Below are 15,934 nucleotides of genomic sequence, written 5' to 3' on the forward strand. Positions count from 1 at the left end.
ATCGAAGCGAGGCGTTCACCATGGCGGAAGCGAAAACGGTCGAGACGGCGGTCGAACCGGCCGAATTCATCGCCGCCGTCGAGCCCGAGAGGAAACGCGAGGAAGCCGAAGTGCTCGACGCGCTGTTCCGCAAGGTGACGGGCCAGCCCGCGAAAATGTGGGGGCCGAGCATCGTCGGCTACGGTCGCTATCACTATCGCTACGAGAGCGGGCGCGAGGGTGACATGTGCCGCCAGGGCTTCAGCCCGCGCAAGGCGAAGCATTCGCTCTACATCCTGCAATGCGGCGAGGAGAGCGAGGAGGCGGCCTTCGCTCCGCTGCTGGCGCGGCTCGGGAAGCATTCGCGCGGCGCCGCGTGCCTCTCTGTCAACAAGCTGGCGGACATCGACCTGGCGGTACTGGAAGAGATGATCGCACTCGGCTGGAAACGGTCGCTCGTCCGCTATCCCGACTGATCAGATGCCGGCGTACCACTGGTAGCCGGCGCGGTCCTCCCAATAGCCGCCCAGACCTTCGCCGATATCGTCGAGGCTGGCGACCGCTTCGATCGCGGTCAGGTACTTGGCGTGCTTGTAGCCCAGCTGGCGCTCGATCCGCATGCGCAGCGGCGCGCCATTGCGGACCGGGAGCGGTTCGCCGTTGAGGCTGTGCGCGACGATCGTCTGCGGGTGGAAGGCGTCTTCGATATCGACGCTCTCGTAATAGCGCCCGCCTTTGTATTCGTCGGCGCAGCGGAAGACGACGAACTTCGCCTCTGGCCTCAGCCCCGCCGCCTTGAGCAGCACCGCGAGCTGCGGGCCGGTCCATTCGCCGATCGCGCTCCATCCTTCCACGCAGTCGTGGCGCGTTATCTGGCTGCGCTGGGGAAGCTTGCGGATATTTTCGAGACTGAGGCTGAGCGGATGGTCGACCAGTCCGCGCACCTCGAGCCGCCAGTTGGCGAAACCTTCCTCGACATGCTGCGGATAGTTGCCGTTCTGAGGGTCGGTCGAGCCATTGCCGCGGAAGAAGGGCGAAATCGCGCTCCTGGGATATTCAGGCGCGAGCGCCCGGCGGCCGGTCAGCAGCCGCTGCGCACCCCTGTGCCAGCCTTCGGCGGCGTAGAGCAGCGACTTCCCCGCAACGCTTTCGGCAATCCGGTTGCATCCGGCGACGAAGGCGGCGCCGGCCGCGACCAGGAAATTGCGGCGCTTCATTGGTCGTGCCCCCCGGTTATCATGTCGCGAATCTGGTGGATCGGGCCCGAGAGGAGGACCAGCACGACGTGCACCACGAAAAAAGCCGCGATCGCGAAGGCGAATATGAAGTGCAGGCTGCGCGCCGACTGCCGCCCGCCGAACAGCTCGACCAGCCAACCGAGCGTCGGCTCCATGCCGGGGCTGATCGACATTCCTGTGAGCACCATCATCGGCAGGAAGACGCCGAGGACGAGGCCGTAGGCGAGCTTCTGGAGGAAATTGTACTTGCTGTCCTCGTGCTCGAAGTGGAGCTTCAGGTGCTCGACCACGTCGTGCCAGATCGCCGCGGGTCGCCATTCCTTCCGGCTGGTGGCGATGTCTCGCGCGAAGTGGCGGTTCGTAAGCATGGCGATCCACATGAAGGCGAGTCCGAGCGCAAAGGGCCACGCCATCAGGATATGCCAGTCGCGAGCGACGGCGAGACTGTAATATCCGGGAATCGTCATCCAGTCGGGAAAGCGCGGCACGGCCAGCCAGGCCTGTTCGGCGGAAAAGCCCCAGTCGCCCCAGTAGAGCCGGCGGTGCGCATTGGAGATCGTCAGCCCCGACATGAACAGCACGACCACGCACAGGAGGTTGAACCAGTGCCACAGCCGGGTTGTCAGGGCATGGCGCTTCACCGGGCCCGCTCCGCGCGCGCGAGGTAGATCACGTCGCGCGGTTGCGCGAGCAGGTGCTGCCCGCTGTCGATATAGATCGTCTGCCCGCTGGCAAGGTGGCCCTGCGCCAGGAACAGCGCGGCATCGGCGACTTCGTCGGCGCCGGTCTTGCGGCAGAGCAGGTTCATGCGGTGCGAGACCTCGGTCTCGGCCTCGTCCTGGTCGTGGCTGGCGAGGATCGCACCGGGGGCGAGGGCATAGACCCGGTCGTCCGGCCCCGCGGCGCCCATCGCCAGCATGGGGATGGTGGCGGCCACGGCGTGCTTGCTCATCGTGTAGCTGAAGAAATCGGGATTGGGATTGGCGAGCTTCTGGTCGGTCAGCTGGATGACGCGCCGTCCGCCCTGCGCACGGGCCTGCGCGAGATAGGACTGCGCCATGCGCGCGGGGGTGCGGGAATTGATCTGCATCGCGCGGCGGTTGGTCTCGGTATCCAGCGCGGTCACCGCGTCGGGTTCGAACACGGCTGCGCAATTGACCAGCGCGCGCCAGTCAGCGAGGCGCCCGGCCAGCATGCCGACCATCGCCGCGGCGGCATCGCCATCGGCAAGGTCGCACTGCACGGCTTCGGCGGAGGGGAGGCTGACGGCCAGCGCCTCGGCCTCCTGGCGCGAGGAGCCGTGGTGGATCACCACATGCCAGCCCGCCGCGGCGAAGGCGCGGGTGATCGCCGCGCCGATCCGCTTCGCCCCGCCGGTCACGAGCACTGCTGGCCTGGTCTCGGTCATCGCCGGCGACCATAGCGGCCCGCGGGACAAAGGAAAGACGCGCCGCCACCAGAGGGAAAGGTGACGGCGCGCCCGATGCGCAGCCTTGCGGCTGGCTTGTTCCTTTAGCGGCAGCTCAGGCTGCCACGGTCGATTTCGCGACCGACCAGCGCGCCGACCGCGCCGCCGAGGATCGCACCGAGCGTCCTGTCGCCGCGTCCGGCCAGCTCGTGGCCCGCGAGCGCACCGACGCCCGCGCCGATCACGAGACCGGTGGTGCCGTTGTCGCGCCTGCAGTAATAGCGCCCGTCATTGCCGCGCCACATGCGGTCGGAGCGCGTGATCCGGCGCGGCTGCGCGTAATAGCCGCGGCTGTCGTAGATCGCACGGTCCTTGGCGCGCTTGCCATGGGCGGGCGCCCAGTGTGGCGGATCGGCCGCCGCGGGAGCGGCCATGCCGAGACCGGTCAGCGCCATGGTGCCGGCTGCGAATGCGAGGGTGAGTTTCTTCATCGTTGCTACCTCATTGCCTGTATCGGCTTGTCAACGACGACTCTGCTGGCGAGGTCCACAACCTCGGATTAACGGGCGGCATTAAGCCGAAATTAGCGATGAGCCGACCGGTCCCGCGCGACGAACCGCTAGGCTTCGAGCCGTTTCCTGGCCTTGTCGCGCCATGGTTCGCACAGCCGATCGAGCGCGGCGATCCCGTGGAGTTCGGCAGGCGAGTGGGAATACGCGGGATCGTAGAGCGCGGCAAATACGCGCGCGACGGTCCAGTCTGCGTGCCCGGGCTCGACACGTTCGAGCAGATCGCCCGGCTCTGCCGTGCCTTCCTCGATCACCCGGTAATACCAGCCACAATCGTGCCGTTCGACAATGCGCGCAACCATGCCCTTGCGGTCGAAGCGATGCTCGATCTTCCAGCAGGGCTGGCGCGGCTGGCTGATCTCGAGCAGCGCGCTGCCTAGCCGGAAGCGGTCGCCGATATGGACGCCGTCCTCGGTCAGTCCACTGGCCATCAGGTTCTCGCCGAAAGCCGCGGGGCCTGCCAGCAGTGAATGTTCGCCGAGCCATGTGTTCCAGGCGGCGTAGTGATCGTGCGGGTAGTGGTGGACGGCCATGTCGACGCCGCCGTGGTGCTTGGTGTCGGCGACGCTGTCGCCGGCGATGCCGAGCACGCCGATGCCGACCGGTCCCTCGACCGGGCGCTTGTCGATCGCGCTGGTCTCGGAGCCCCTGAAGGGCTTCGGCTGGCCGGTGCAGATCGCGAATACCTCGGTCACAGGCCGTCCTCCTTGCGCAGAGTCAGTGCCGACCAGTCGCGCTGGACCCCGTCCGCACCTTCGCCGCGATAGCGTTCGGTCGCGACGATGGCAAAACCGCTTTCGCGATAGGTGCGCTCGAGCCAGGCCTCGGGGGGCAGGTTGGTCAAGCGACCCAGCGGGTCGCGGCCTTCGCCCTCGCCGAGCTTGTAGTTGGCGAAATGCCAACCGCCCAGCCGCAGCGCGCGGTGGATCGCGGCGAGCACTCCTGGCAGGTCCGCGCGCGCGACATGCAGCAGGCAGGCATGAGCCCAGACCGCGTCGTACTCGTCCTCGGCCTCTAGCTCGTCGAAGCGCATCACCCGCGCGCCGACGTCGAAGCGCTCGTTCGCCTTGCGGACCATGGCGGGTGTGCCGTCGGTGGCATCGAGATCGAAGCCGCGTTCGCGAATATGCCCCGAATCGCGGCCGCCGCCGCAACCCAGCTCGAGCACGCGGGCGCCGGGCTCGAGACGGTCGAGGAAGCTGTCGAGATGGCGGCTCGGCGCCTGTCCGAAGCTCAGCGTATAGCGCGGGGCGCTCGCCTCGTAGAAGGCGATGGTGGCCGGGTCGGCGCTCATGCGAGGCCACCCGGCATCGCTAGGACACGAACCAGCCGGAGACCGCCATGCGCGGCCGGGGTGCGCTCGCGGCCACGGCGGTTACGAGATGGAACTGCGGGACGCCGAACAGGTCGAGCCGGTTGAAGCCCGGCGAGAGGCCTTCGACGCGCTCGTCCACCGAGGGGAACAGCAGGTTGCCGCCCCAGTCGGCGATCCAGTCGCGCGACAGACCGAGCACGGTTGCGACCTTGCGGTCGTGGGTCGGTCCGTCGTGATGCTGCGAGAGGAAATCGCCCTCGCGGAAACGCGTGGCCTGGATCTCGACCTCGCGCACGGTTTCCTCCTCGCTCAGTTCGCGAACGAAGGCGAGGGTGCTTTCGTCAGTGAACGCCTTGCGCAGGGCCGCAAGCGGGGTCTCGCCCAGCGCGGCAAGCTCGTCCGGGACCATGGAGATTGCATCGTAGCGATAGGCAAAGACCTTGCCGCTGTCGGTCGCAATCGCGCGTTCGATCCGGTCGCTTTCGGCGACCGCAGCGGGATTGCTCTCCCACGTGCGGCGGGGCGGCATGTCGAAGCGGCGGTTCTGGAAGCCGCGCATCCGGTGCCAGTCGTCGAGTTCGGTCAGGAAGGTCTCGAGGGCCAGCGCGTCCTCGTCGCTCAGGATCGGAGCGATCGAGCAGCGGCCGGTTTCGTGGAATTCGTCCTTCAGCGCCGCGCGCGCTGCCCTCGTGCCGGGCAGCAGGAACTTCACGATTGGGCGGCCTCGGCAGCTTCGCGATCGCGCTGGGCGCGGCTCTTCTTCTCGGCGGCGGTTTTCAGCTGGCCGCAGGCGGCATCGATGTCGCGCCCGCGCGGCGTGCGCACCGGTGCGCTGATGCCGTGTTCGAAAACGATCTCCGAGAAGCGCTTCACCCGCTCGGGCGTCGAGCACTCATAGGTCGCGCCGGGCCAAGGGTTGAACGGGATGAGGTTCACCTTGGCGGGCAGTTTGTAGTGCTTGATCAGCCGTACGAGTTCGCGTGCATGCTCGTCGGTATCGTTCTTGTCCTTGAGCATGACGTATTCGAAAGTGATCCGCCGCGCATTGCTGGCGCCCGGGTAGGCGGCGCAGGCCTCGAGCAGTTCCTCGATGCCGTACTTCTTGTTGAGCGGGACGATCTCGTCGCGGATTTCCTTGGTCACCGCGTGGAGCGAGACCGCTAGGTTCACCCCGATCTCCTCGCCGCAGCGGTCCATCATCGGCACCACGCCGCTGGTCGAGAGCGTGATGCGGCGCTTCGACAGCGCGAGGCCGTCGCCGTCCATCACCAGCTTGAGCGCGCCCTTGACGTTGTCGAAATTGTAGAGCGGCTCGCCCATGCCCATCATCACGATGTTGGTCAGCAGGCGCCCGTCGGACGTGTATTCGGCGCTGTCTTCCTCGACATCGAGGTCGGCCCCGAAATCGAATTTCATATTGCCCTTGGGCCACTCGCCCAGCGCGTCGCGCGCGAGCATGACCTGGCCGACGATCTCCCCCGGGGTGAGGTTGCGTACGAGGCGCATCGTGCCGGTGTGGCAGAAGCGGCAGTTGAGCGTGCAGCCGACCTGGCTCGATACGCACAGCGTCCCGCGGTCGGCATCGGGGATGAAGACCATCTCGAATTCGTGGCCGTCGGAGGTGCGGAGCAGCCACTTGCGGGTGCCGTCGGTCGAATGCTGCGCTTCGACCACGTCGGGGCGGCCGATGAAGAAGCGTTCGGCGAGCCACGGGCGCATCGTCTTGGCGATATCGGTCATCGCTTCGAAATCGGTCACGCCGCGGTGATACAGCCAGTGGAACACCTGCTTGGCGCGCAGCTTGGCCTGCTTCTGATCCAGACCCGCCTCTTCGAACAGTTCGCGGATGCGGTCCTTGGGCAGGCCGATGAGATCGACGCGACCATCCTCGCGCGGGGTGATGTCGCGTGCGACGGGAACCGGGTCTACCTGCCCGGGGATGCTCATGAGGGTCGTATCGGCCATGGGAGCCGCGCATATAGTGGCAAGCGCCCGGTTTGCAAAGCATGTGCGAGGGCGCGGAAAATGCCGCACGTGCGGTTGCGTTCCCGTGCATTCGTCTGATTTCGATGCAGCTCGTCGATCCATTCCGGAGTGTGCATTTCATCGACGGGAGGACACTGTTCGTCGCGCAATATGTGTTCAATCTGCAACAACATCCTGTTGTGCGAGGTTAATGAAACTGCATGACCAACTCCGCCGTTCTTCCGGTCCATGCAGCACGAAAAGCTGCGGGCTAAACAGAACGGAGTTCGCAAATGAAAAAGATCTCAGCCCTTCTCGTCGCAGGTTCGGTGATGGCAATCTCGGCCCCCGCCATGGCCCAGGACGCAACCGACGGCACCTTTACCGGTCCGCGCGTCGAGGCCCTTGTCGGCTACGACATCAGCAAAGCCGGCGATACGGTCGACGACGACGGCAACACAGACAACGACCAGTCGATTGACGGCGTAACCTATGGCGGTGCGATCGGTTACGACTTCAATGTCGGCGGCGTGGTTCTCGGCCTGGAAGGTGAAATCACCGATTCCAGCGCCGATGTGGAATTCGACGGCGGCGATGCCGAGACCTTCGGTCTGGGCGACGTCAACGCCGGCCGCGATCTCTATGTCGGTGTGCGTGCCGGTGTCCTCGCCTCGCCGGACCTGCTGCTCTACGCCAAGGGCGGTTACACCAATGCACGTTACAACGTGAACGGCTCGTTCGATGGCGACGAGTATCGCGCCAAGATCGACACCGACGGCTTCCGCATCGGTGCGGGCGCGGAATATGCGCTCAACGAAAACACCTTTGCCAAGCTCGAATACCGCTACTCGAACTACAGCAGCGCCGAACTCGATTTCGAAGGCGACCAGCCGGACGTCGATCTGGGCGAAATCGATGTCGACCGTCACCAGGTGATGCTCGGCTTCGGTTACCGCTTCTAAGGCGGTCCGGATAACGGAACGGGTGGGGTCGGCGCCTTCGGGTTGCCGGCCCCTTTTCGTATTAGCGGCGCGAGCAGGCCAGGGTGGCAGCGTCCATTGCGGTCGCCGCGCCAGCAAGCGAATAGGCGTTCGAGAAGCGGCGTCCGCGATTGTCGGTCGCACGGATGGTCATGCGGGTTGCCGAGCGCATGGCCGCGACGATCGCCGCGTCCATCGTGCGATCCTCGGCCCAGGCATCGGCCCCGCCGCCGGTCAGGCGAAAGCTCTTGCCCCCCACGAGGAGGACGACGTTTGCGGTGTCGGCGAGCGCGCGCGACAGGCGGAAATGGACCTGCCCGCGCAGGTTGCGTCGCGGCCAGGTGCCGATGGTGGCGAAGGGTTCGAACTCGCGGTTCGCCTGGCTCGCCGCCGGAACGGCGATGGCGTAGCACCGCGGGACCGAAGCGTCGCGAAAGGCGCCCCAGTCGTAAAACACGCCGAGGCTGTCCTTGGCCGCGAGCGGGGCGGCGAGGGCGATCAGCAACAGGGCGGCGGAATTACGCATAGTCGATCGCGACGACTTCCCATTCTTTGAGCCCGCCGGGAAGCCTCACGCTGCGCAAATCCCCGACCGCCGCGCCCTTGAGCGCACGGGCGAGCGGGGAAGACCAGCCGATCCGCCCGGCACTCGCGTCCTGCTCGTCGTCGCCGACCAGCGTCACCACGCGTTCCTCGTCGTCCTCGTCGGCGAGCCTCAACGTGGCGCCGAAGAAGGCGCGCGACTTGTCGGGCTGCTCGGCGGGGTCGATCACCCGCGCGGCCTTCATCCGCCGGGCGAGATGGGCGAGCTCGCGGTCGATCTCGCGCATGCGCTTGCGCCCGTAGAGATAGTCGCCGTTCTCGCTGCGGTCGCCATTGCCCGCCGCCCAGCTGACGATCTCGACGATTTCCGGCCGCTCGGTACCGAGCAAATGGTCGTAGCGCGCCTTCATCGCGGCATAGCCGGCGGGGGTCACGGGATTGGTCTTGCCTTGCATGAGGCGTGCGCCCCTAGCGCAAATCAGCGCCGCAGGTAATTGGCGATATCGCGCTCGTATCCAGCCGACTTGTCGGGATGCATGTTGGCATAGGTCACGGCGTTGCCAATCACCCGCATGACGTAATAGCGGGTTTCGAAGTTCGACGGGATCTGCTCGATCCAGGTCGCCCAGTCGACGCTGCCGTTGCGCGGATCGCCGTTCAGCCGGAGCCATTCGTTCACCCGCCCGGGCCCGGCATTGTAGGCCGCGATGGCGAGCGGGTAGGCCCCGCCATAGCGGTCCATGAGCCGCGCGAAATGCGCATCGCCCAAGCGGATGTTGTAGCTCGGGCTGTCGGTCAGACTGGCGGACATGTAATTGACCCCGATCTTGCCCGCTTCCTCGCGCGCGGTGCCCGGCATCAGCTGCATCATCCCGCGCGCGCCGGCATGGCTGACACGGTTGCGGTCGAATTCGCTTTCCTGCCGCGCGATCGCATGGACCATGGTCCAGTTGGCTCCGGCATGCGTCTCGACAGTGGGAAAGCCGAGCCGTTCGAAGCCCTTCAGCCCGTGCTCGCCCGCCACCAGCCCGGCGACCACGGCGAGTTCGTCGAGCCCGGTCTCGCGCGCCAGCTGGCCGACCAGCGCCATTTCGCCCGGCGTGTCGGCCTTGTCGGCGATGGCTTCGAAGAAGGCCCGTTCGGTGCGCCAGTCGCGCCGGTTGCGGGCGATCGAGCGCAGCGCCCCGGTCAGCGGATCGGCCTCGAACGCGGCGCGCTCCGATGCCTCGGGCTGGGGCAGGGCGGCGAAACTGGGTATCGGGCGGCCGAGTTCCTTGAGCGCGAGCTGGCCGTAATACCAGTCGGGATAGTCCGCAGCCATTTCCCAATAGCGCTGCGCGCCTTCGCGGTCGCCCGCGCGCGCCGCGGCGCGACCGGCCCAGTAGAAGCCCTTCGAGCGCGTCAGCGGAGTCTTGGCCGCAGTGCCATAGCGGTAGAACAGCGGCGCGGCCTGGGCCCCGTCGCCGAGCGACCACAGCGCCTTGGTCCCGCCGAGCCACATCAGGTCGGTGTATTTGTCGCGCAGCGTGTAGGACCCGTCCGAGATATCGGTGCCCGGCGCGAACACGTCGTCGATCTTGCCCGCGATGCTGGCCGCCTGCGTGGCGCCGGCGCTCTTGGCCACTGCCAGCGCTTCGCTGACGAACTCGGTGCCGTCGAACGCGGGGGCGACGAAGGCCGCGCGGGTCGAGAGCAGGTTGACCGCTTCATAGGGCTGACCCGAACTGCGGTAGTGGCGCGTGAGGTTGTAGACATAGCCGGCGTCGTTCAACGCGCCCTGCGGCACGGCCAGGCCGGCCTGCGCCGGCGTGCTGCCCTGGAGCAGCGCCAGTCGTGCCTGCGCCATAGGGCGATAGGCGGGCGAGACGCGCCCGACATGACGCGCGGCGGCCTCGTAATTGCCCTGCCACAACAGCGCGTCCATCCGCGCATCGTGATCCTCGGGCGCGAGGCGGCTGCCGAACAGCCCCTGCATGTAGAGTTCGGCGGGGCCGCTCATCGTGCCCCCGCGCCAAGCTGCGCGGGCCACGTCGAGCGCCTCGGGCCGGTCGAGCGAGGCCAGCGCCAGCGCGTAGCGGGCGCGCGCGCTGTTGGTCAGCGGCGGGAAGCGGTCGAAGAAGGCGACCAGCGTCTGCGGGGTGGGCGCGTCGCTCTCGAGCGCGGCCTCGGCGCGGCGGCGCAGGACCTCCTGCTTGGGGAAATCGGGATAGCTGGTGACGAAATTGGCGTAGGAGGCGAAGGGCAGGTTATTCTGCTTGGTCAGATACTCCCACTGGCCGATCGCCCGGTCGATCGCGCCAGGCTGCTGCGCCACCATGTAGTTTCGCGGCGCGTCCTGCGCCTGCGCCACGGTGGGGACGGCCAGCATGCTGCCGGCCATAAGTGCCAAGGTAAAAAGTCTTTTTCTGCCCATGCTGGACATCGTGCCCCGCCCCTCCTTATCAGGCGCTGAATGAATTGTGGCAGCGCCCACGAAAACTCGCCTTGTTTCATAGCTCTAACGCAGGACCGACGTAAATGTTCTCAGGCTCGATTCCGGCTCTGGCGACTCCTTTTCGCGACGGATCGTTCGACGAAGCCGCGTTCCGCAAGCTGGTCGACTGGCAGATAGACAACGGCAGCAAGGCGCTGGTGCCCTGTGGCACGACCGGGGAGGCCTCGACCATCTCCAATGCCGAGCACCACAGGGTGATCGAGGTCTGCATCGAGCAGGCGGCGGGCCGCGTGCCGGTCATCGCCGGGTGCGGATCGAACGATACGCGCAATGCGCTGCTCCACATGCAGTTCGCCAAGAAGGCCGGCGCCGCAGCGGGGCTGTGCGTCGCGCCCTATTACAACCGCCCGAGCCAGGCCGGGTTGATCGCGCATTTCAGCTTCCTTGCCGAGAACAGCGACCTGCCGATCGTCATGTACAATGTGCCGTCGCGCACCGTGACCGATATCGAGGACGAGACGGTGGTCGAACTGGTGCGCAAATATCCCAAGCGGATCGTCGCCATCAAGGACGCCAGTGGCGATCTTTCGCGCGTCGCCGACCACCGCATGGGGCTCGACCACGAATTCTGCCAGCTCTCGGGCAATGACGAATTGTGGCTGCCGCACTCGGCCGCGGGCGGGGCGGGCTGCATCTCGGTCACCGCCAATGTCGCGCCCGCGCTGTGCGCCGAATTCCACGAGGCGATCGCCGCCAACGACCTGGTCAAGGCGCGCGAGCTCAACGACCGGCTGTTCCCGCTTCACTATGCGATGTTCTCCGACGCGAGCCCCGCGCCGGTCAAATATGCGCTCAGCCGGGTGCACGACTGGTTTTCGCCCGACGTGCGCCTGCCGCTCGTCAATGCCAGCGAGGCGAGCCGCAAGGCGGTCGACGAGGCGCTGGCGATCGCTGGGCTGATCTGAGCTAGAGCACCTCGTCCTCGTCGAGCAGCGGCGCGGCGGGGAAGGGCGGTTCGCTCACCGCGAGCGCCTCGACGATGCTGTCGGCATGCTCGCCCGCATGGCCGTGCCCGTCGATCTCGGCGATATGGAACAGCGCATCGCCCTGGTTGACGATGGGTAGCGTGGCATGGCCGATCACCACGCCGTCGGTCGGGCTGACGACATCCTCCGGACTCTCGCCGAACAAACCGCCGACCCGCGCCAGCAGCTCGCCCTCGCGCACGACGTCGCCCGACTTGCACGCGCGCCGCGAGACCCCGCCGCGCGGCGCGCGCACCCAGCTCGAGCGGCTCGAGCGCAAGGGCACCTCGACTTCGGCGAGGCCGTCGTCGGCGTCGATCATCCCGACATGCGCGAGGACGCGCATCACCCCCGCCACGCCGACCTCGAGCGCGAAGCGGTCGAAGCGCAGCGCCTCGCCCGCCTCGAGCAACAGCATGGGGGTCTCGCGATCGGCGGCCAGCGCGCGCATCGATCCCGGGCGCAGCGGGCTTTCGATGATGATCGGCGCGCCGAAGGCCATCGCCAGCTCGCTGAGATAGGGGCTGCCCGAGGCGATGCGGATCTGCGGGAGGTTGTAGCGGTGCACCGCGGCCGAATGAATGTCGATCCCGAGCGTGCAGCGGTCGATCACGTGCTTGAGGAAACAATGGGCCAGTTGGGCGGCGAGACTGCCGTGCTCGGCGCCGGGGAAGCTCCGGTTGAGGTCGCGTCGGTCGGGGAGGTAGCGGCTGTGCGCGGCGAAGCCGTAGATGTTCACCGCGGGGGCAAAGATGATCGTGCCCGAAAGCTGCGCGGGAGAAAGGCGCTCGAGCAGCCGCTGGATCACGGCTGTGCCGATGATTTCGTCGCCATGGATCGCGCCGCTCACGAAGATGCAGGGCCCGTGCTTGCTGCCGTGCATGACCCGCAGGGGCAGCGTCGAACGGAGACCGGTGACCTGCTGGCTGACGGGAATCTCCACCGTTGCCTGCGTGCCCGGCGCCACGACGCTGTCGTGAATGGCGAAGGGTTCGTGCGAAGTCGGGCTGTGCATCGGCGGCATTCGCCACGAGCGGTCCGTGCTTGGCAAGCAATTTCGCCGGCCCACCCTTTCCAACTGCCGTCCGCTCGCCTACATGCGCCCGCCTTATGGCCCGTCCCAAACCCGCCACTTTCGACAAGCAGAAGACCGTCGCCGACAACCGGCGCGTACGGTTCGACTATCATGTCGAGGACACGTTCGAGGCCGGCCTCGCGCTCCAGGGCACCGAGGTTAAGGCGCTGCGCGCCGGCGAGGCGAGCATCAAGGAAAGCTATGCCGAGGTCCGCGACGGCCAGGTCTGGTTGATCAATGCCAACATCCCCGAATATTCGCATGGCAACCGGCTCAATCACGAACCGCGGCGACCGCGCAAGCTGCTGCTCCACGCGCGCGAGATCGAGAAGCTGTTCGGCGCGGTCGAACGCAAGGGCATGACGCTGGTGCCGCTGTCGATCTACTTCAATTCGACCGGCAGGGCGAAGGTCGAACTTGCGCTCGCCAAGGGCAAGCAGGCGCATGACAAGCGCCAGGCGACCAAGGATCGCGACTGGCAGCGCGACAAGGCTCGGCTGATGCGCGAGCGCGGCTGAATTGCATCCGTTCAGCCCTTACAAAGCATGCCTCGGTTAACCACATCGCCAGCCATGCCGATTTCTACGCCAGCCGTCGTCGCCGCCCCCTTGAACTCGTCCAACAGGCGGCGCATGGCGGAGGCGTGGCAATGAGCGGGCACAGACCGAAGACCTTCCTGGCGGACTGGTTCCGCATGCGTATGCCCACGCGCGAGGAAATGGCGCAGAACAAGTACCTGCGCCCGATCGCGCACCGCTTCCTGACGCCCGAACTGTGGCGTTTCACGCGGCGCAGCGTGCCGCGCGGCGTGGCCCTGGGCATCTTCGCAGGCTTCATCATCCCCGTCGGGCAGATCTTCCTCGCCGCCTTCATGGCGCTGCCGGCGCGCGCCAATGTGCCGCTCTCGGCGCTGGTGACCTTCATCACCAATCCGTTCACCTTCCCATTCTGGGCCGTGGTGGCCAACAAGCTCGGATCCTTCATCCTCAAGATCGACCTCGCCGCCACCGGCGGCGCGGCGAAGGACGAGATGACCAGCGGGCGCTGGGCCTGGTTCCTCGAGATGTTCGAGGGCGTCGGGGTGACCGTGCTGGTCACCATCTTCGGATTCGTCGTGCTGGCCGTTGTCGGCGCGGCGATCGGCTATCTGCTAGCCGGTTTCGTCTGGCGCATCGTCGTCGCGCGCAAGCGCCGGCGCCGGCTGCTGGCGATGGAACGGCGCCTCGACGAACGCCTGCAACAGGGCACCGGCGAATGATCGCGAGCGAAGAGAGCGCGGTTTCCGGACTGCCGCCTCTGCCGCTGATGCTCGGTGTCGCGGTCGCCAGCATCGTCTCGATCGTGCTGATCTGGCTGGTCGGCCAGCAGACGCTCGTCGCGCTGGCCTATGGCGGGTCGCTGGTCGCGCTCCTTCTGATGCTGCTACTGGTCGCCCGGCTCAAGGCCCCGGTCGCCGACGAGGCGGTCTTCGCGCCCGACTGGTCGGTGACCAGTGCCGCGATCGAGAACCGCCGCCGCGGCGTGGCCATCATCGACCGCGCCAACCGGCTGGTCTGCGCCAATTCAACCTACGAAACCTGGTTCAAGGCGGCATCTTCGCCCACCGAACTGCCTTTCGACGCCACCTCACGCGAAGCGGTGATGGGCGCCATGCGCGAGGCCTGGCGCGACGGTACGGCGACGGTCGAAATCGTGCAGTTCGAGGGTTCCGAGACGCGCTATCGGCTGCAGATCGACCGCAGCGGGCGAAGCGAGGCCTATCTCGTCTGGCGCTTTGCCGAGATACGCGAGGAGCGCGGCTACGAAGATCTCGCGACGCGCCTTTCGGGCCGGCTGGGCGAACTGATCTCGCGCGCCGGGATCGAACTCGCGCTGGTGGGGCCCGACGGCATTGTGCTGACGACGACGCCGGGACTGGCCGAGCGCGCGACCGGCAGCGGGGACAATTCGCTCGCCGGGCTGGAGTTCGTGCAATTGCTGCGCTCGGACGACCGCGATCGCATTTTCTTCGCCCGCGAAGGCCAGCAGGGCTCGCCGCAGACGCTGGTGCATGTGCCGCTCGATGCGGTGAGCGATGGGCGACTGAGCGATGCCGACGAGGCACTTTCGATGATGCTTCTGGTCGACAGCACGGTGGGGATCGGCGGCGCCTGGGAGGGGAGCGGCAAGGCGGCGATCCCGCAGCTCGAAGCGCTGCTCTCCGCGCTCCCGCTGGGGCTGGCGCTGACCGATCGCGACGGCCGCTTCCTGTTCGCGAACAAGGCCTTCCTGCGCGCGGTCGAGCGGGTGGATCACGGTCTGCCGCAGTTTCCCTCCGACCTCGTCGTGCGCGAGGACAAGGCGGCCATGGCCGATACCGTGCGGCGCTTCGCCAAGGGCGCGACAGCGAGTGGCGACATGGCGGTGCGACTGGCCAACGACAAGGAGGAACCGGTCTCGATCGGGCTCGCCGGCGTCCGCGGGCTGGGCGATGCCGCGGTGCTGCTGTCGATTTCCGATTCCTCCGAAGAGAAGCGCCTGCGCCGCCAGGTCGCGCAGGCGACCAAGATGCAGGCGGTCGGCCAGCTCGCCGGCGGCGTGGCGCATGACTTCAACAACGTGCTGACCGCGATCATCGGCTATTGCGACCTCATGCTGCTGCGCCACACGCCGGGCGACAGCGATTACGACGACATCCAGCAGATCAAGGCCAATTCGAACCGCGCGGCCAGCCTGACGCGGCAATTGCTCGCCTTCAGCCGCCAGCAGACGCTGCGCCCGGTGGTGCTGCAGCTCCCCGACGTGGTCAGCGAGGTCAGCCAGCTGCTCAAGCGGCTGATGGGCGAAAAGATCGAGTTCTCGGTCCGCCACGACCGCGAGCTCGGCTCGGTGCGCGCCGACCCGCAGCAGCTCGAGCAGGTCATCATCAACCTCGCGGTCAACGCGCGCGATGCGATGCAGGCGCATGCTATGAAGCGCGGCAAGCAGGACTGGAAGGGGCGGCTGACGCTCGCCACGCGCCGGGTTTCGGCGCGCGACGTGCGCAAGATGGGCATCGATATCATGCCCGCCGACGACTATACCGTGCTCATCGTGCAGGATACCGGCGGCGGTATCCCCGAAGAATATCTCAACAAGATCTTCGAACCCTTCTTCACGACCAAGGAGCTTGGCAAGGGCACGGGGCTGGGGCTGTCGACGGTCTACGGGATCGTCAAGCAGTCGAACGGCTTCATCTTCGCCGACAACGTCCAGGGACCCGACGGGACGCCGATCGGCGCGCGCTTCACCATGTACCTGCCGGTGCACAAGGGCGAGCTGCCGGCCGAAATGCGCAGCGAGGAGCCCGAGGAAGCCAAGCCGACCGAGTGGTCGGCGGGCGGCAAACTGCTGCTGGTCGAGGACGAGGACATGGTCCGCGCGG

Annotated in this window: 18 protein-coding genes; 6 read left to right on the top strand and 12 right to left on the bottom strand. The window is 66.9% G+C overall.

What is annotated here, in order from left to right:
• Positions 1-20: 20 nt before the first annotated feature.
• Entirely contained in the window at positions 21-455 is a 435-nt protein-coding gene (locus ACN4E0_RS00520) for a DUF1801 domain-containing protein (RefSeq protein ID WP_419564371.1), read from the top strand.
• Here the strand turns inward: ACN4E0_RS00520 and ACN4E0_RS00525 are convergent, their stop codons facing one another.
• The 8 genes from ACN4E0_RS00525 to rlmN all read right to left on the bottom strand — a co-directional run bounded on the left by ACN4E0_RS00525 (position 456) and on the right by rlmN (position 6,474).
• On the bottom strand, positions 456-1,196 hold the full coding sequence (locus ACN4E0_RS00525; RefSeq protein ID WP_419564373.1) for a molybdopterin-dependent oxidoreductase: 741 nt from the start codon (positions 1,194-1,196) through the stop codon (positions 456-458).
• Positions 1,193-1,858, bottom strand: coding sequence for a cytochrome b/b6 domain-containing protein (locus tag ACN4E0_RS00530; RefSeq protein ID WP_419564375.1), 666 nt, complete (start codon positions 1,856-1,858; stop codon positions 1,193-1,195). Before ACN4E0_RS00530 ends, ACN4E0_RS00525 begins: the two co-directional genes overlap by 4 nt.
• Positions 1,855-2,625, bottom strand: coding sequence for an SDR family oxidoreductase (locus ACN4E0_RS00535; protein WP_419564377.1), 771 nt, complete (start codon positions 2,623-2,625; stop codon positions 1,855-1,857). The genes ACN4E0_RS00530 and ACN4E0_RS00535 overlap by 4 nt, the downstream gene beginning before the upstream one ends.
• A gap of 104 nt (positions 2,626-2,729) precedes the next feature.
• Complete coding sequence (locus tag ACN4E0_RS00540; RefSeq protein WP_419564379.1) at positions 2,730-3,116, bottom strand: glycine zipper 2TM domain-containing protein; 387 nt, start codon at positions 3,114-3,116, stop codon at positions 2,730-2,732.
• Positions 3,117-3,244: 128 nt separating this feature from the next.
• Complete coding sequence (locus tag ACN4E0_RS00545; RefSeq protein WP_419564381.1) at positions 3,245-3,889, bottom strand: MOSC domain-containing protein; 645 nt, start codon at positions 3,887-3,889, stop codon at positions 3,245-3,247.
• On the bottom strand, positions 3,886-4,488 hold the full coding sequence (locus tag ACN4E0_RS00550; RefSeq protein WP_419564383.1) for a class I SAM-dependent methyltransferase: 603 nt from the start codon (positions 4,486-4,488) through the stop codon (positions 3,886-3,888). The genes ACN4E0_RS00545 and ACN4E0_RS00550 overlap by 4 nt, the downstream gene beginning before the upstream one ends.
• A 19-nt stretch (positions 4,489-4,507) precedes the next feature.
• The gene (locus ACN4E0_RS00555) at positions 4,508-5,221 is read right to left on the bottom strand and encodes a 2OG-Fe(II) oxygenase family protein (protein WP_419564385.1); all 714 of its coding nucleotides are present in this window, start codon (positions 5,219-5,221) and stop codon (positions 4,508-4,510) included.
• Entirely contained in the window at positions 5,218-6,474 is a 1,257-nt protein-coding gene (gene rlmN, locus ACN4E0_RS00560; protein ID WP_419564387.1) for a 23S rRNA (adenine(2503)-C(2))-methyltransferase RlmN, read from the bottom strand. Before rlmN ends, ACN4E0_RS00555 begins: the two co-directional genes overlap by 4 nt.
• A 293-nt stretch (positions 6,475-6,767) precedes the next feature.
• Here rlmN and ACN4E0_RS00565 point away from each other — a divergent pair, with 293 nt between their 5' ends.
• Positions 6,768-7,436 (top strand): outer membrane protein, encoded by a 669-nt coding sequence (locus ACN4E0_RS00565; protein WP_419564388.1) that lies wholly within the window; start codon positions 6,768-6,770, stop codon positions 7,434-7,436.
• A 61-nt stretch (positions 7,437-7,497) separates the two neighbouring features.
• Here ACN4E0_RS00565 and ACN4E0_RS00570 read toward each other — a convergent pair whose 3' ends face one another.
• The 3 genes from ACN4E0_RS00570 to ACN4E0_RS00580 are packed head-to-tail and all read right to left on the bottom strand — an operon-like array spanning position 7,498 to position 10,377.
• Positions 7,498-7,980, bottom strand: a complete 483-nt coding sequence (locus ACN4E0_RS00570) for an invasion associated locus B family protein (RefSeq protein ID WP_419564390.1) — start codon at positions 7,978-7,980, stop codon at positions 7,498-7,500.
• Entirely contained in the window at positions 7,973-8,452 is a 480-nt protein-coding gene (locus tag ACN4E0_RS00575; protein ID WP_419564392.1) for a GreA/GreB family elongation factor, read from the bottom strand. The genes ACN4E0_RS00570 and ACN4E0_RS00575 overlap by 8 nt, the downstream gene beginning before the upstream one ends.
• Positions 8,453-8,475: 23 nt before the next feature.
• Positions 8,476-10,377 (bottom strand): lytic transglycosylase domain-containing protein, encoded by a 1,902-nt coding sequence (locus ACN4E0_RS00580; protein ID WP_419564402.1) that lies wholly within the window; start codon positions 10,375-10,377, stop codon positions 8,476-8,478.
• 137 nt (positions 10,378-10,514) lie between these two features.
• Between ACN4E0_RS00580 and dapA the strand changes: the two genes are divergently transcribed.
• The gene (dapA, locus tag ACN4E0_RS00585) at positions 10,515-11,396 is read left to right on the top strand and encodes a 4-hydroxy-tetrahydrodipicolinate synthase (protein WP_419564394.1); all 882 of its coding nucleotides are present in this window, start codon (positions 10,515-10,517) and stop codon (positions 11,394-11,396) included.
• A gap of 1 nt (position 11,397) precedes the next feature.
• On the opposite strand, the gene ACN4E0_RS00590 is transcribed toward dapA, so the two are convergent.
• Entirely contained in the window at positions 11,398-12,471 is a 1,074-nt protein-coding gene (locus tag ACN4E0_RS00590) for a succinylglutamate desuccinylase/aspartoacylase family protein (RefSeq protein WP_419564396.1), read from the bottom strand.
• A gap of 95 nt (positions 12,472-12,566) precedes the next feature.
• On the opposite strand from ACN4E0_RS00590, the gene smpB reads away from it, so the two are divergent.
• From smpB to ACN4E0_RS00605, 3 genes are all read left to right on the top strand, one after another.
• Positions 12,567-13,049 carry an SsrA-binding protein SmpB gene (gene smpB / locus ACN4E0_RS00595; RefSeq protein ID WP_221600038.1) on the top strand — a complete coding sequence of 161 codons (483 nt, stop codon included), beginning with the start codon at positions 12,567-12,569 and terminating at the stop codon, positions 13,047-13,049.
• A gap of 131 nt (positions 13,050-13,180) precedes the next feature.
• Positions 13,181-13,789 (top strand): DUF2062 domain-containing protein, encoded by a 609-nt coding sequence (locus ACN4E0_RS00600; RefSeq protein ID WP_419564398.1) that lies wholly within the window; start codon positions 13,181-13,183, stop codon positions 13,787-13,789.
• The coding region (locus ACN4E0_RS00605; RefSeq protein ID WP_419564400.1) for a two-component system sensor histidine kinase NtrB at positions 13,786-15,934 on the top strand (2,149 nt) is incomplete at its 3' end. The genes ACN4E0_RS00600 and ACN4E0_RS00605, both read left to right, overlap by 4 nt.

The sequence above is a fragment of the Qipengyuania sp. genome (assembly GCF_048550555.1).
In the GTDB taxonomy this organism is placed as follows: Bacteria; Pseudomonadota; Alphaproteobacteria; order Sphingomonadales; family Sphingomonadaceae; genus Qipengyuania.